Origin of the sequence: Leptotrichia sp. oral taxon 417 (assembly GCF_013394865.1) — a bacterium.
GTDB lineage: Bacteria > Fusobacteriota > Fusobacteriia > Fusobacteriales > Leptotrichiaceae > Leptotrichia > Leptotrichia wadei_A.
In genome coordinates this window covers 1,776,554-1,795,223 of the sequence record NZ_JABXYV010000001.1, presented here as the reverse complement: position 1 = coordinate 1,795,223, position 18,670 = coordinate 1,776,554, and the positions used below count along the sequence as shown (strand labels likewise).

Genomic DNA, 18,670 nt, shown 5'->3' with positions numbered 1-18,670 from the left:
GTATATTCAAATTGTAATTTATACAAAAAATAATAAAAAAAATATGGAGTTTTGCAGGTTGATTATGGTTTTATGAAATAGGTTTTGTTATAAAAATTAAAATTATAAAAAAATTAGTATACTATAAAAGCAATAAAGATTGAATAATAATCGTAATATTTGCAGAAAAATGGAAAAAACAGGGAAATTAAGCGTAAAAAATACAGTGTTTATTGAATTTTTAGGCTTTTATAAATAACTGATTAAAAAAAATAAAAAGGAGAAGTTTATGAGTAACAATTTAAGACAGGCAAAGAAAGATCTAAAAGCATTTGCCAAAAGAGCAAAAGATGTAAAATATACAGAATCATTGCTGTTTTCATACTTGATAACGGGAATGATAACTTTTTCAATTGGGTTAAATACATCTTCAAACGTGCTTTATGAGCGATTAAATAAAGAGCTGGTAATGTCGGCAGATAAGACACGTACTGCGATTAAGAAAAAGAAAAAGGCAAACGAAGAGGCGATAGAAGACTTGAACTTGGAATTAATCCAGTTAATGGAACAAGGAGATCAGGTCGTAAAATCTCCATGGCAATCATGGCAATTCGGTGCCAATACCTTTATATCAAGCAATAACGGCACTTATAAAGGAAGAGGCGACAAAGCCGAGAAATATTCGTTTAACAGCATTTATAACCGTGAAAACTGGGCAGATACTGGAATTTTGTCAAACAGAAGAAAAAGTTACATGACTTCTTCACTTAGCACTTCCACAATAGGAAAGCAGTCTTACGGATTAGCTTCATTGCTTCATGTTCAAGAGCCAGAAGTGGAAATCCAGATAATGGCAAACGTACGTCCAAAATCAGTATCAAAAGAGGAAATCGCAATAAATCCAAAAATTGATATGCCAAGGGAAGTAGTGCGTCCGAATATTAATTTGAAGGTGACTGAGCCAATAACAGCACCGACAATACTAATTCCGACACTAAAAGCTATAAACATAAACGTGCCAGACACACCAAACCCGGGTGAAGTGTCGAAAGTAGAAGCACCTTCAATTTCAATAACGTTGGCAGCACCAACAATAGGAGTGAGTATAACTCCGCCAACTCCAAAGTTGACAATTGATTCACCAACTCCAAGTGTTAATACATTGACGATTGAGGCTCCAGAAGTTTCTGAAGTTAGTGCTATTACTGTAAATAAGCCAGTTGCGCCAAGTATTACACCACCAAATCCATCAGTGAATGCAGTATCTTTTGAAGTTCCGTCTTTGACTTCGTTTGGAAATTCTCCAACGGGTGATAATTCTCTTTTTGGAGTTTTACCTACTACACAGAGTAGAGATTACAGATTAGTTTTTAGTGGAGAGCATAAAATAACTGATGGAATACCTAAAAAACAAAATTCAATTATAGAATATATGGGAAATGGACAAGAATATAAAATAGCAGAAGGTAGTATTTTGACTGTAGATGTATCACGTTCAAGAGCCGTAGCATTGGATACAGGATTTAAAAAATATTTAGGAGGAAAAGATGGAACTAGTTATGATTCAGGAATAAAATTTTCTGTAGAAAATAAAGGTACTATTGATTTAACAAGTCCAGTTACAGGTGGGATGGAAATACAGCCTGATGTTTGGGATTATGCACAAGCTACTGCAATAAATAGTGGTATAATTAAAGGAAATAGTGATAATCAGGCTGCTCTCTTAATTACAAAAGAAACGACATATCGAGATAATTTTGAAGGAACGACAAGACCGAGTAAAGGTAATAGACTTATTTTAATAAATAAAAAAAATATAGAACTAGGTGGAAAAAATTCTGCAGGATTTGCAACAGGAAATTTTCAAGATGATATGGAAATGGATAAATTTGGTATTCTTCGCCCAAAATGGTCACGAAATATAGAAGCAGTTGCAATAAATGAAAAGGATGCAATAATTACATTAACTGGTGAAAAAAGTCATGGAATGGTAGTTTCTCAAACTGATAACGAATTAGAAGAACATTCTAAATTTGAGAATAAAGGACTTATTAAAGTAAAAGGTTCAGAATCTGGAGGAATAACTTTGTTAGCTAAATTGTCTGATGGTGCAATTAATAGCGGAACAATTGAAATAACAGGTAACAACTCATTTGGACTCTATTCACAGTATTATGAGTATAATGACACAAAAACTAGTGGTACTCCCAGAGTTAAAGTGGGGGGAAATATTTCACCAGTAATTAATTCACAAAGTGGAAAGATAAACATTGAAGGTACTGCAACTAAAAGTATAGGAATAAGAGTTGGAAGTGAATCAGGAAAAGAAACAGGATTAAAAAATCTTGGAACCATAACAATAAATAGTATTGGTGGTGAAAATATTGGAATTTACTCTGGTACATCTGTAATTAACAATGATGGAACAATAGAAGTAAGAGGTAAAAAAAATATAGGGATGATGTTAAAAGAAACAAAGTCTGACACAAATAGTCCTAGTGGAAATAAGAAAAAAATAACTGTTGATGGGACTAATGGTTTTGGAGTTATGTTGATTGATAATGATAATTCAGCTGAATTTAATAATTACACTAATGCTGAAATAGTTGCTACTGGAGTTAATTCAGTTGGATTGTATACAAAAAATTCGATAGCTACAAACAAGAATGGAGCTACAATTTCAAGTACACAGTATCATGCTGTTGTTCAAAATGGGGGGACATTTACAAATTCAGGTATTGTTTCTACTGAATCGGGTGGAAAAGCAGGATTGTATTCGGAAAATGGGACATTTACAATTAAAAATGATGGAGAAGTAAAATCAAGTAATGGTGGAATTGCGGTATTTACTAGTGGATCTATAGGGACTATCGAAGGAAAGGTTACAGTTGGAGCTTCTGCTAATAGTAGTACTGGAATAGGAGTATATTCAGATGGAAGTTCCACAAGAACTACTTTTCAAGGAAATAATGCAGAATTAACTTTAGGTACTGGAACTGTCGGACTTTATTCTTCTAAGGCAAGTGATTTTGGAAATGTGTTTACAATTAATAAGTTAAAAACTTCGATTGGAGATGGAGCAGTATTTGCATATTTTGGAAATACTGGAAATACGACGGATGATACTGTAAATATAACGAATACAACTTTACAAAATTTGACGGTTTCAAGTATGGGAACAAATTCTGCTATATTTTATGGTGCAAAAAATACAACTATAAATATTAATGGAAATATTACAGCTGATAGTACAAAATTTTCTAATATTAATGATTCAGCACAATTCTTAGTTTCAGATAACGGTATTGTAAATATCAATTCTGGAAAAACTTTGACTTCTGAGTTAAAAACAACAATTTCAGGATTAAATGGAGCTACTGTAACAAATGAAGGTACACTTGCATTGACTGGAAAAGATGGAGCTGTAGGAATTTATTCAAATGCATCTACAGCAACAAATAGTGGAACTTTAACAACAAATAATCAATCTTCAATTGGAATTTATGGAAAATGGTTTTCAACGTTGACAAATAATAATGTGATAACGACTTCAGGGAATAAATCTGTAGGGATATTTGCTGAAAACAGTACAGTAGAAAATAAAGGAGCAAATGGGAAAATAACTGCTAAGGGAACACAGTCAGCAGGAATTTACGGAATGGGGTCGATAATTACAAATGAAAAGGAAATAATTACAGAAGAAACAGGTTCAGCAGGGATTTATGCAAACGACAGTGATGTTACTAATAAATCAACAGGGAAGATAACAATTCAAAAAGGCAGTTCAGCAGGAATTTATGCGACATCTACATCTATGAAGAATGTTACCAACGATGGCGATATAGAAGTGGGGCTAGCAGGATCATCTGAAATTAAAGGAGTTGGGATTTATGCAGGAGGATATCAGAATGTAGAACATAATGGGAATATAAATATTCATATGGGGAATTCAATTGGAATTTATGGAGAAGGAGAAAATGTTTCAATTGAAAATAAGAATAAAATAACGTCAGATGCTTCGGTTTCGAGTGTTATAGGAATAATGGCTGATAAAGCTAAAGTGAGCAACTTGATAGGTTCAGAGATAAAATTACAAGGAAAGGATTCTGTAGGAGTTTATGGTATAAATGAATCTGAAATTGAAAATAGTGGAAGTATTTTAATTACAAGCACAGATAATGATTCAAAATCAGTTGGAATTTTAGCAGATAAAGGGACTGCTACTAATAAAGGAACAATTAAAGTTGCTGGTGGAAAATCAGCAGGAATGCTTGGATTAAATGGAGCAACTATTACAAATGATGCTACAACTGGAGTAATTACGATAACTGGAGATGCTTCAGCAGGAATGTATGTAGAAAATTCATTGCCTTCAAATGCTGGAACTATTAATATTGAGAGTAATAAATCAGCAGGTATTTTTGCTAAAATTACAGATGCTGTTACTCGTAATATTGAAAATACAGGGACTATTAAATTAGGAGGAACTGCTAAAACTGAGTCAGTTGGAATGTATGCTGAAATTGGAAGTACAGCGACTGGAACTACAACATTGGATAATAAGAACCAGATAACTGTGGAGCAGGAAAAATCAGTTGGAATGTTTGTAAAAAATGGAACTAATGATAGAACTAAAGGAAAAGCTCTAAATAATGCTACAACAGGTAAAATTGATTTGAATGTAAAAGAGACAGTAGGAATTTACGCATATAATGCTGAAGGAGTAAATGATAATGTGATAAATGTTACAAAAGAAAATTCAGCAGGGATGTATGGAAGTACAGATTCTCATATAACTAATAATAAAGAAATAAATGTATCACATGAAAACTCAGCTGGAATGTATGCTTTAGATTCAAATGCTACAAATGCAGCAACTGGAACAATAACATTGACAGGTTCTGCTACAGCAACTAGTGGTTCGGCAGGGATGTATGGGAAATTGACTAGCAATGTTACAAAAGTAGACTATACAATACTAAATCAAGGTCAAATACAGCTTACCTCTGTTACGAAAAATGTTGGAATTTATGGGACAACTGAAGTAAATGTAACTAAAATATTGACTTTAAAAAATGAAAAAGAAATAAATATTGCTAGTGGAAGTACTCAGTCAGTAGGAATTTATGCGAAAAATGATGTTTCAAATGACAAGAATAAATTGGTAGCAGTTAATACGGCTGATGGAACAATTATTGTAGATTCAAATAAATCAATTGGGATTTCAGCAGAAAAGAGTACTGTTGACAATAGCGGAACAATTACGATGAAAAAGGCAGAATCTGCAGGAATCTATGGTAAATCTGGATCTAAAGTCACTAATAATCTTAAAATAGAAATGAAAGAAAATCAATCAGCAGGAATTTATCTTGAAAATAGTGATGCAGAAAATGCCGCAAATGGAACAATTACTGTAGATAAGGGAGCTTCAGCAGGAATTTATGGTAAATTTACAAGCGATGCAACTGCTGATAATACGATAGTAAACAATGGAACAATTACTTTGGTTGGTACAACTACAGAAAATAAGAGTGCAGGAATTTATGGAGAATTGGCGTCAAATGCATCTAAAAAATTGACTATATCTAATAATAAAAAAATTGATGTTAATATGGAAAAATCTGTTGGAATATATGCTTTAAATGAAACAAATGACAGAGCAAATTTGACTGCAGAAAATAATGCAAGTGATGGTGAAATTAATGTAAATTCTAAAAATTCTGTCGGAATGCTTGCTAATAATTCTATAGCAAATAATAAAAATAAAATAAAAGTAAATAATGAAAAAGCTACTGGAATGTATGGAGAAAATGGTTCGTTGGTAACTAACACAAGTACTGGAGAAATTGAGATTAAAGCTGCTGGTGAAAAAGGAATGGGAATTTATGCAACAGGGAAAAACACAACTACAGGAAAAGTTACAGAAGGTGTAAATGATGGAACTATTAATATAAATGGTAAAGAAGGCATAGGAATGCTTGCGACTGCTAAAGGGAAAGTAACAAATAAGAATAAGATTAATGGTTCTGGTTCAGTTGAAGGAATAATTGGAATGTATGGTTCAGATGATGGAACTAAAGTTGAAAATGCAAGTGCAGGAAAAATTGAGCTAGCTGGTAAAAAATCAACTGGAATGTTTGCTAAAGATGATGCTGTTGCAGAAAATTCTGGAAATATAAAATTAACTTCTACTTCTAAAAATTCAGTTGGAATGTTTGGATCATCAAGTGGAGCTGGTAAAAAAATTAATTTGACAAATAAAAATGGTGGTACTATTGATATAGAATCTGAAAGTTCTACAGGAATGTTTACGAAAAACCTTGGAAATTTAGCAGATTCAGTTATAAAGAATGAAGGAACTATAAATCAAAAGGCAAAAAATACAGTTGGAATTTACACACCAAAATCTGATATTCAAAAAGTTGGAAAAATAAACTTGAATGATGCTGCTGAATCTTCTGTTGCTGTATATTTATCAAATACTGCAAAAGCAGATACTTCAACAGGAGAAATTGACTTAAACAGTACTTCTCAAAATCAGGTTGCTTATTATATAAAAGGTACTGCTACTGAACCAACTGGAGCATTGTATGGAGGAAATATTGGTAAAGTAAAAGGATATGGAGTTGGAGTTTATCTTGATGGTGGAGTTTTGAATGCAACTACTTCTAAATTGGACTATACTGCTAATGGAATGAATGGAAATGGATTAATTGGAGTTTTAATGAAAGGTGCTACTGCAGATATTTCAGCTTATAATCAGGAAATAAAAGTTGGAGATTCAGCATTAGGCGGTAATTCAGGAGACTTTTATGCAATTGGAATTTATACTGATGGACAAGGAATTCCTGGAACTCCTGCTACTCAAACAACTCCTAGGGTTTTAGGAACTCCAAAAACAATATCGACTGCTATCACAACAGGAGCAAATGGAGTTGGATTATTTGCTGAAAATTCAAGTAATATCACTTACACAGGTACTATGAATATTGGAGATAATAAAGTAGCTGGAACTGGTATCTATGTTGGAAATGGTGGAACAAAAGCATCAGAAGTAACAATCGCAAGTGGTGCAACAATTAATTTGAAAGGATCAAATGGAGTTGGGGCAATTGTAACAACTGGTGCAACTGTTGATTTTCAAAGTGGAGCAAAAATTGAATTTGGCGGAGATGGAGTCGGTATCTTTGCTCAAAAAGGTGGACACATTATTGACAATGGTGGAACATTAGTTACTAATAAGCATTCTGTAGAAAGAACACGGGTTACTGAAGGAAGTTCTGAAACTGCACATGATTTGACAGTTGCAATTGGAAATGCTCTTGATACTGGAAATATTCTTTCACATGTTATAAATGGGGAAGCTATTATACAAACAGGAGTTACAGTTGAAGCAAAACCATCAACTGAAAATATCATTGGACTTATGGCAGATGGTAATAGTAATCCTGGATTGCCTTGGGTTGGAACATCTGGATATGATGCTGAAAATAGAGGAAAATTAGACTTATCAAATGCCGAAACAAGTACAGCGATGTATCTTGATTCTTCAAGAGGACTTAATTCAAAAGATATTCTTGTAGGAAATAAATCAACTGGAATTTATGGAATTTATAAAAATACAACTGCAGGCTATATTGGAGCACCTGCCGGATTTAAAAATGAAGGTATAATTACAACAACTACTGGTTCTAAAATAACAGTTGGTGATGAATCTTCTGCTATTTACTCAATCGGATTTAACAAAGTTGAAAATAAAGGAGAAATAACTGGTAAAGATAAATCAGTTGGAATTTATGCAAAAAATACACCGGTAAGCAGTAAGAAAATAGATGTGTTAAATACAGGAAATATTACATTAGGAAAAGGCTCTGCTGGAATTTATATTGCACCTGAAACTTCCAATAATCCAAATGCAACGGTTACAAATAGTGGAAATATAACAATTGGTGATTCGACATTGGATGCAAGTGGAAATGTCACTTCAACTTCAGTTGGAATTTATGCAATGAAAAAGACAAATGTTACAACTACTGGAGATGTGACTGTTGGAAATAGAGGATTTGCACTTTATGGAAACGATTCAACATTGACAGTAAATGGTGGAAATTATAACTTTGCAAATAGTGGAAGCTTGGCATATTTGGAAAATAATGCTGTGTTAAATTATAATAATACTGGAACATTGACAACTTCTTCAGAGCCAATGTTATACATTATTAACAGTAAAGCTCATATGAATAATAATGACATTGTGGTGTCTGCAGGCGGAACTGGAGTTTATATGAATGGAACATCTGCATTCAGCGGATGGAATAATATGACATTGAATAATGGCTCTACTGGAATTTATGTGGATAAATCTAGCGCTGTAATAGATGGTAACAAGATAACAGGTGTATCTAATAAGGCAAAAGGTATTGTTGCGATAGATTCTAATGTTACAAATAAGGCAAATATGGAATTTAGCAGTGATGATTCAATTGGAATTTTCTCTCAAAATAAATCAGGTGCAGCAAAAACGATTGTAAATAGCGGAAATATTGATATTACTGGAAAACGTTCAATTGCGGCATATTTGGAAGGGACATCGGATCAGACATTTGAAAATAGTGGAATAATAAATGTTGATAGAACTGCAACTTCTGTTAAAAATGATTCTACAGTTGGAATTTATGCTCAAAATGGTTCGACAATTAATGTTAAGAATAGCGGAACAATTAATGTTGGAGAGTCTTCATTTGGAATTTATTCACTTAGTGAAAATGGAAAAGTGGAAACTGCAGGAAGTTCTGTGATTAATGTTGCGGATAAGGCAATCGGAATTTATAAAAAAGGTGGAATTGCTAATGTTGGCGGTGTAATTAATGTCGCTAACCATACTGCTACGGATGCAAATAGTGAGCCTGTGGGAGTTTATGGATCTAATGGAATTACAATTACAGACACTACTTCAAGCTTTAATGTTGGGGATAAGTCTTATGGTGTAATTTTGGCAAATCCAGGATTGAGTAAGACAAATGTTTATTCAAATTCATCTTCATCAAATGTGAATTTAGGAAATGAATCAACATTCATTTATACAGAAGGTTCATCGAAAGTTACAAATAATGCGACAATTACATCTGGAACAAATGGTAAGATTATTGCCATTTACGGAAAAGATGGAGCAGATATTGTAAATAATGGAATAATTGACTTGTCACATGGAACTGGAAATCAAGGTATTCTTGTTACAGGGGCCTCTAATGCAGTAAACAGGGGAGTAATTAAAATTGGAAAGACAGACAAGTCTGATCCGAATAATATAATTTATGGAATTGGAATGGCAGCTGTAGGCGGAGCAAATATTTCAAATGAAAGGGATATTTATGTAACAGAAAACTTGGGTATCGGAATGTATGGAGATGACAGGGGAACAACATTGAGAAACTCTGGAAACATTTACTTGGATTCATCAAATGCATCAGCTTCTAATAAAGTTCAGACAATGATGGGAGTATTTGTAAATAATGGAGCAAAATTTGTAAATACAGGTAATATTACTACAACAGGTTCTTATCACGGAAATGACAACGTTCAGGGACTTGTAGGAGTTGCTGTATTAAATGGAAGTACGCTTGAAAATTACGGTAAAATAGATATTGATGCAGACAGCAGCTATGGTGTGTTAATTAAAGGGACTTCAAGTAATAAATCTATAATCAAGAACTATGGAGAAATCAATATAAGTGGACTGAAATCTTATGGAGTCAGATATGATGCAGATTCTCAAGGAGTGTCAGGCGATTTGCCGATAGGAACTGATGCAACTCCAGGAAATGTATTGCCGGCATTGAGTTCAGGAAATGGAAGAATTGCTTCTGCAAATGGGGCACAGGATTATTATGCTCCAAAAGATCCAAGCAAAACCCTTGGAGGAGTAGGAATTGTTCAGCTGCCAAACGGAAGATTGGCAATCCAAAGAAATGGAGTAATATTAAATGACAGCCAAGTTCAGACAATAAATTATTCTGCACCTAATGTAAACTATGCATTCTCGAACTTTGGAGTTTATGTGGATACATTGGGAAGAACACGTCCAATTAACGTAAATGGAGCAACTTCACTTGGAATTAACAGTGATTTATTAATCGGAACAGAATTTTCAGTGCTTACAAATTCTAAGAATGTAATTATTGGAAAACAAATATTGCAGCCGTTCCTGAATCAGATAAATGCTGGAATATTCAACTTTACTCCATATTCTGCTTCGTTAACTTGGATGGCAACGCCTGAAGTAGATCCGGCAACACAGCAGATTACACGTGTTCTTATGACAAAGATTCCTTATACGGCATTTGTTTTGCCAACCTCAAATGAATTTAACTTTACTGACGGACTGGAACAAAGATATGATGTAAATAGCCTTGACTCAAGGGAAAAAACATTATTTAACAAGTTGAATACTATTGGAAATAGTGAAGAAACTTTACTTGTTCAAGCAATTGATGAAATGATGGGACATCAATATGCAAATGTTCAGCAAAGAATTTTTGAAACTGGTAATTTATTAAATAAAGAATTTGGATATTTGAGAAACGAATGGGAAACAAAATCTAAAGATTCAAACAAAATAAAAGTATTTGGAATGAAAGGCAACTACAAGACAGATACTGCTGGAATCATTGATTATACAAATAAAGCTTATGGATTTGCATATTTAAATGAAAATGAAACTATAAAACTGGGAGAATCTTCAGGATGGTATGCAGGAGCAGTTAAGAACAAATTTGACTTTAGCGACATAGGAGGTTCAAAAGAGGAACAAACTATGGTAAAAGCTGGAGTGTATAAATCAAAACCGCTTGGAAGAGATCATAATAACGGTCTAAATTGGACTGTTGCGGCTGAAGGATTTGTAGGAACTGGTGATATGGATAGAAAATTCCTTGTTGTTGATGATATATTTGAAGCGAAGTCACAATTCCATACATACGGGCTTGGACTTAGAAATGAGCTTAGAAAGAATATCAGAACAAGTGAAAGAACAAGCATTTCACCTTATGGAAGCTTAAGAATGGAATATGGAAGATTTGGCGGAATAAAAGAAGACAACGGACAAATGCGTCTTGAAGTTAAGTCAAATGACTATTATTCTATAAAGCCTGAAGTTGGAGTAGAATTTAAATACAGACAGCCAATGGCAGTCAGAACAACTTTCATTGCAAAATTAGGACTTGCTTATGAAAATGAACTTGGAAAAGTTGGAGATGTAAATAATAAGGCAAGAGTTCGTTATACAACGGCTGACTGGTTTAATATAAGAGGTGAAAAGGATGACAGACGTGGAAACGGAAAAGTTGATTTGAACCTTGGAATTGAAAACACAAGATTTGGCGTAACTGTAAATGCAGGCTATGATACAAAAGGTGAAAATGTAAGAGGTGGAATCGGATTTAGAGCGATTTACTAATTTTGATTATTATTTAACTGTATTTTATTTAAGAAGGGGGTTTTTTCCCTTTCTTTTTTTGTTTTATACTATTTAATATTTAAATAGCAGATTCATTATGAATTTCTTTAAAAAAATTAAGTATTGTTGCTAGAAAATAAATAAAACATAATATACTCAAACCTATTCAAAATTAAACTATTAAAGATCATATAAATTCAGGGTTCGAGTAAAATAGTCATAATTTTTAAGTTTAGTTTTAAAGCAGTTTTACTATATTAAATAATAAAAATTTTAGTATGGGAAAAGCCTTTAAATATATTTGTTATATTAGTTTTTTTTTTTTTTTTTTTGATTTTTAGAAAATAATGTGATATACTAAATTGAAGAATATTAAATAAGTTATTATATTTTTATTTAATAAAATATAAATAATAGCAAAAAAAAAACAATTAAATAAAATCTTGTTTATTTTTTAAACGGATTTGATATAAAATAGTTTTACTGTAAGATGGAGGCACATAAAAATGACTGAAGAAATGATAAAGAATCTTGTCGAATCTGCTAAAATGGAATATGTTCGCAATGAGATTCGATATCTTTTGAACGGATCGATAGAAAAAGTCGTAAATATTCACAAGAGAGATTTACACTATATTAATGATCTTGAGATGAAGGAATTTATGGAAAAGGATGAATTTTTGGAAAGTGAAGCAGGAGAAATAATTATTAGATATTTTAAATATATGTATGAACATTTTCCTGATGAATTAAGTTACCAGTTTACAAATTTTCCATTAAAATACAAAATTTATAAAATTTTAGGCTTTTCCTGTGAATTTGTAAAAAGAGATTTTGAAAATAATTCAGAAATTAAAAGCAAGGAAATTTTTTGGAATAACTGTAAATATTTTCTTGATTATTTTGGAGATTTGGCAGATGAATATATTCAAAATTATAAAATGTATTCAAATAACTTTTTGATGAAATTAGGAGTATTAATAATCGTTAAAAATGTTGAGGCTATAAATAAGGGTGAAGAAAAAAGCGAAGAGGAAATAGAAGCGCTGGATAATATTTTTACAGGCTATATTGCGAGTAAAATTAATCAAACTGGCATAAATGAAATTTTTGAGAAATATTTGGATAGCGGAAATTTCAGAAGACATTTTGAAAGTATGGAAATGCTTGAATTTGGAGAAGCGAGAAAATATCTTGAAAAAAGATTTTATGAGATTATAATAGAAAATAGCAAAATTTCAGATGTTATTACTGAAGGAATCAAATTATTTGTCATGTTTTCAGGGATAGAATTTTCACCGACAAATAATAATTACAGTTATCGTAATAGAATGTTCAGAAAAATAACGGAAAATTTTGAGAAATATGATTTTTCTCAAGGACAGAAAATTTATCTTCTTGTAAATTATGGATCTAATACTGTTTTTGAAAATCTTAGAAATTCTGAGATAATGTATAAGTTGTTTCAAGATACAATTAAGGAGAATTTAGAGAATACAAAGGAAATTTTATATTATAATTTAAATGAAAATAGATTGGAATATTCGTTTTTATTACATTTTTTCATAAGAGAAAACTTGATTGGTGAAGATGAGAAAAATGAATTGCTAAGAAAATCTGAAAATATACTGGTTAACCGTCTGAAAAGACTGTTTGAAATGAAAGCATGGGAATGGAATCCGCCAAGTTTCAGAAACTTGGATTTTTTACAAAAAAATGATATTAATTGGGAGGACATTTCTGTAAGTTGCCAAGGAAACAAGGCGGCAATTATTTTAAATAAAAAGAGCAAAATAATATTTTCACTTTTAAAATATTCAAATATGTATCAAAAGATTTTTCAGCTTTTGACAAGATGTGTGAAAAGAGTAAATATATTTAAGGATATTTTTATTAAATATAGCATAGTTTATGGAATGAATGATCTAAAACAAGTAATGGATGAATTGTGGGTTTACAATTTGCCAATCAGCTTTATTAATGAAAAATATTTTGAATATATTGAGAAAACAGGGGATAATAATGAAAATAATAAAATTTGGATTGAATTTTTACATGAACATGAAAAAGAATTGTATGAAAGTTTTAAAAATGATGAGATACCAGGCAAGATTATTGAAAAGTATGTAAATATTCTATATTCAGAGAATAACGGGTTTGACTATGCGCAGCTGCCTGAGTTATTGATGAAGTCTGATAAAACTGTAAGAGATAAAATTAAAGAAATCTTGAAAAATCAAATGGATAATGAAGAAGTGAGACTTAAAATAGAAAAAATTTCTAAAAGTCAAATTGACTCTGTTGAGCATGTTGCCGGTAATCTTATTAAGCACTGGAAAAATATTAAGGCTCAGGAGGGAATAGAAGGTCTTGAAGATGCAAAGGACATTATTAAGTATGCAGATAGTCTGTGTCTTGAAAAACATGAGGAAAATGCAGTATTTAGTACAGAAGTTGACTATAACTCGATAAGAGTGAAGGATGAAGACAGGAGAATGCCATCTAGCTTGATGAAGTATTATATTTCAGAATACATATTGTCAAAGGATATAAAAAGCCTCGATATTTGCAATAAAATTGAGGAAGTGGCGCAAAAGGAAGATTTAAGAAAATTTATAGAAAAAATATTTGAAAGATGGAAGGTTCATAAATTTAATCCTAAGTATAAAAATCTTTTTGTACCGTTAATAAGAACTGCGAGCCTGGAACAGATATATGAGATGATAAATATAGTTGATATGCTTGTAAGCGAGTATAATAAAATTGCGCTTGCCGCTTATGGAATAAGAGTTTTGACCTTGCGAAAGGAAGTTAAGGAAATAGGGATACTTCTAAACGGGTTTAGTTTAAATTATAAGGACAAGAGAATTAGAATTGCCGCAGATGAGGCGTTAGGCATGATTGCAGAAAGAGAAGGGATTTCCAGAGATGAACTAAATGATATTTTAGTTCCAGATTTTGGCTTTGGAATGGACAGGACAAAAATTTTTAATTATGGGGAAAAGAAAATAAAGGCAGTGCTTGAAATTGAAGAGGAGCCTCAAAAAATTCTTCTCTGTGATGAAGCCGGGAGAACTATGAGAAGTTTTCCAAGAACAAATAAAAAAAGAAACAGCAGCAATGGTGAACTTGAAAAATGTAAGAAAGAGTTAAAATATATAAAGAAACAATTAAGGGCAATATCATTAGTTCAAAATGACAGTTTACTAAAATCTTTTTTTACTCAAAGAAGATGGGAAACTGAAAAATGGCAGGAAGTGTTTGTAAAAAATCCTGTTATGCAGAAATATGCAATACTGCTTATCTGGAAGGAAATTGACAGTGAGAATAAAATAATAAATACATTTAGATATACGGAAAACGGAACTTTTGAGACAATTAACGGAAAAGAATATAAATTAAGCGAAGGCACTTATGTAAATCTTTTATATTTTCCTGAAATACCTGATGATGAACAGGAATACTGGAAAAAATATTTTAAGAAGAATAAATATTCTCAGCCAATAAAACAAGTGGACATGCCAGTTTGTAAATTGACAGAAAAAAATCAGGAAAATATAGAAATTATAGATTATAATGGAAAGGAATTCAGCATAAAAGAATTACAAAAACAAAATTTAAAACTGAACTTTGAAATGAGCTATGGAAATGATGGATTAATATATGGAACTCATTATTATGATAAAAATGCAAATATAAAAATTGTTATTATGACAGATTCATTTTCTCCAAAAGAATATGGAAAAATATCAAAGATAGACAAGATATTATTTTTTAAAGGTAATGTTTCAATTCAATATGAGAATATTTCAGAAGGTATTCAAAATCAGAGCATAGAACCTTTAAAATTAAAGGAAATTCCTGATCGTATATTAAGTTTAGCATGTTATATGGCTGAAATTCTATAATTCAGATTAAAAAAAAGTATTAAGGAGAAGAAAATTGACTAATAAAAAAAAGATAATATTATTTTTAGGAGCAGTTTCATTAGTTGCTTTTGGAAATTATAGACAATTTATAGATAATAATAAAGGTAAAACTACGGTAGAGGGAAAGGCTAGTGAAAAAGCCACTTCGTCAGCAGGCAGAAATTCAAAAGAAAGTAAAGCGAGTGAAAAGGCGACATCATCTAAAGGAGGAAAAACTGTCGAAAAAACTGTTCCGCCAGCTAAAAATAATCAAAATAAGGCAAATCCTGAAGATAAGAAACCAGTGGCAGAAGCAAAATCTGTTCAGCAGACAAATAAGCCAGTAAATAATGCACCGCAAAAACTTTCAAATGAAACAGGAAATAAAAAGGCTGACAATAGTCAGAATAAAAAAAATAATCCTGAAAATACAAAAAAAATACAGCAAAATGAAGAAGGGCAACTGAAGATTGATAGAAATAAAGATGTTGAAAGTCAGTTTAAATTAAATATGCCAAATAAAGGTAAAGAAAGTGAAAATGCTAGTTCATCAAGTGGAAAATAGGTAAAAGATATGATGTATAAGGTTCAAGTGCGTTTTTTATTTCATTCAGATATAAAAATAAAAATACCTGAAATTTATGATGATTCAGTTTTTGATGATTTGTTTGGAATTTTGGAAGAGGTGAATAAAAGGTATAATTCCTACTCAGAAAATTCATATATTGATAAAATTAATAAAAATAGCGGGCATTTTGTAAAAGTTGATATTGAAACTGTTGAGATTTTAAGAAAAGTTATTCATTTGTCAAAAATTATTGGTGGAGAATATGATATTACAATAATGCCTCTCATAAGACTTTGGGGATTTTATAAACAAAATCCCGTTTTGCCATGTTTTGAAAAAATAAAAAAAGTAAAAAGACTTGTGGATTATAAGAAAATTATTATTGACAAAAAGAGAAATCGTGTAAAAATTGGGAAAAATCAGGAAATTATAACTGGCTCATTTATAAAGGCTTATGCAATTGAAAAAATGGTTGAGGAAATGAAAAAAATTGGGATAAAGGACGCAATTGTAAATGCTGGAGGGAGCAGTATTATTGCTATTGATGAATGGGGAATTATCGCTGAAAATCCTGAAGATGAAAAAGAGGTATTGAGAAATATAAATAGAATGCCTGTTAGAATAACGAAATATGAATATTCTGGAAATGGAGATAATGACTTGTTTGAAATAAAAATAAAAAATATGAGTTATTCGACTTCCAATCAGAAAAACACATATCTTATGATAAATAATGAAAAATATGGGCATATAATAAGCCCCAAAACAGGTTTTCCATCTCAAAATAAGCAAGTTGGAGTAATTACAGAAAATGCCTTTTTTGGTGATATTATTTCAACGGGGCTTTATAATCAGACACCTGAAGGATTTTATGAAATTATGGAAAAGTTGTCTTGCGAAATGGAAATTTCAGGATTTTTGATTGATAAGTCTGGGAAAATACATTATTTTAATATGGAAAAGTATTTTTAAAAAAATTTTGTTGGAAAGGAGAAAAATAAATTGGCAAAGGATATTTTACATGAATTAAGGGATATAAATTCATTGAAATCACGAAGAAATAATGTAGTGCTGATATTCCTGTGCTTTGTTGTGGGGATTTTTTCTGGGATTATTGTTGGAAGTTATACGTTAATATTAAAAAAGATGACAATTTTTAGAGAGTTTTTCACTACAAATTTGGGATTTCCTAAAATAATTATCGGAATAACAGTTTTTATATTATTGGGACTGGCTATACAGTTTATGCTTTCTAAATATCCATTAATTAGTGGAAGCGGGATTCCGCAAGTTAGCGGGCTGCTTACGAAAAAAGTAAAGTTTAAATGGCTTGGAGAGTTAATTACAAAATTTGTGGGGGGAATATTGGCGATTGGGGCTGGAATGTCAATGGGACGTGAAGGGCCTTCAGTACATTTGGGAGCTTTAGTTGGATCTGGAATAAAGAAGCTTGCAAGGCGTTCAGAAGCGGAGGAAAAATATCTTGTAACTTGTGGGGCAAGCGCTGGTATTTCTTCGACATTTAATGCTCCACTTGCGGGAGTTATATTTTCACTTGAGGAAATCCATAAATTCTTTTCTCCGCTGCTGTTAATTTGCGTTATGGTGGCAAGCGGTACCTCTAACTTTGTTTCTAGAATGATTTTAGGTTCACATACGTCTTTTCAATACAATTTCATATTGCCAAAAGATATTCCATATTACGTAATTGCACTTGTAACAGTTGTTTTTTGCATTGTAATTACAATTACTGGAAGAGCATTCAGCTATTTTTTACTGCTTATTCAAAAATATTATAGGAAAATAAATTTGAATAATTATGTGAAAATGTCAATATTTATGGTAATAGCGTATATTGTAGCTGTGTTTTTTAGTGACATTACAGGCGGCGGACATGAGCTTATTGAGGAAATGTTTGGAAAAAATGTGATGTTAAAAACAATTATTGTAATTCTAATATTAAAATTCTTTTACACAATGCTTTGCTATGCAACAAGCGCTCCAGGAGGAATTTTTCTTCCAATGCTTGTAATAGGGGCTTTGACTGGAAAAGTCTATGGCGAAGTGTTAAATCACTATTTTTCAATTCCAAATGAAATAATTGTGCATTTTATGCTGCTTGGAATGGCGGCTTATTTTACGGCAGTTGTTAGAGCTCCAATTACTGGAATTACATTGATTTTGGAAATGACGGGCAATTTTTCATATTTGTATATGTTAATAGTTGTTTGTACAATAACTTACATTTTTACAGAACTATTAAAAATGGAGCCAATTTATGAAAGGCTTTATTTGAATATGTTTCAAAAGCAGATTTTGGAAGAAAACGAAGAAAATGAAAAAATCCAAAAACATGTCAAAAGATTGGAAATATTGGAAAAATGGTGGAAAAATAAAAAATTTGGAATTGGTGTAAGACCAGATGTAAAGGATAAGATTGTAACACTTTTAATTCCGGTAGGAGCAAATTCTGAATTTGACAATAAATTAGTAAAGGATCTTAAATTACCAGAAAATTTATTAATTGTAAGTGTACGTAAGTCTGGAAAAGATACTATTGCACGTGGAGATACTCCAATTCAAAGTGGAAATCAGCTTGTAATTATAACGGATTATGAAACTGCCCGTAAATATGCTGGAGAATTGCGGGAAAGAGGAATGAAAATTATTGAATAGTTCACGAAATGTAATAGTAGAAAAAAAGTCAGGTTTGTGATAAAATATGTATATAATTTGTAAAAAAATATAAATAAAAATATC

5 protein-coding genes are annotated in these 18,670 nt (G+C 31.5%); all 5 read left to right on the top strand.

Annotated elements, in window-relative coordinates; translation table 11 throughout:
* The first annotated feature begins 268 nt into the window (after window positions 1-268).
* The 5 genes from HW276_RS08185 to HW276_RS08165 all read left to right on the top strand — a co-directional run bounded on the left by HW276_RS08185 (window position 269) and on the right by HW276_RS08165 (window position 18,586).
* Window positions 269-11,434 (top strand): autotransporter-associated N-terminal domain-containing protein, encoded by an 11,166-nt coding sequence (locus HW276_RS08185; protein ID WP_178938102.1) that lies wholly within the window; start codon window positions 269-271, stop codon window positions 11,432-11,434.
* 506 nt (window positions 11,435-11,940) lie between these two features.
* Complete coding sequence (locus HW276_RS08180; protein ID WP_178938101.1) at window positions 11,941-15,342, top strand: DUF4132 domain-containing protein; 3,402 nt, start codon at window positions 11,941-11,943, stop codon at window positions 15,340-15,342.
* Between the two features lie 34 nt (window positions 15,343-15,376).
* A complete protein-coding gene (locus HW276_RS08175) occupies window positions 15,377-15,907 on the top strand; it encodes a hypothetical protein (protein ID WP_178938100.1) in 531 nt (176 codons plus the stop codon).
* Between the two features lie 9 nt (window positions 15,908-15,916).
* Complete coding sequence (locus HW276_RS08170) at window positions 15,917-16,882, top strand: FAD:protein FMN transferase (protein ID WP_178938099.1); 966 nt, start codon at window positions 15,917-15,919, stop codon at window positions 16,880-16,882.
* A 30-nt stretch (window positions 16,883-16,912) separates the two neighbouring features.
* Complete coding sequence (locus HW276_RS08165; RefSeq protein ID WP_178938098.1) at window positions 16,913-18,586, top strand: ClC family H(+)/Cl(-) exchange transporter; 1,674 nt, start codon at window positions 16,913-16,915, stop codon at window positions 18,584-18,586.
* Window positions 18,587-18,670 lie beyond the last annotated feature (84 nt).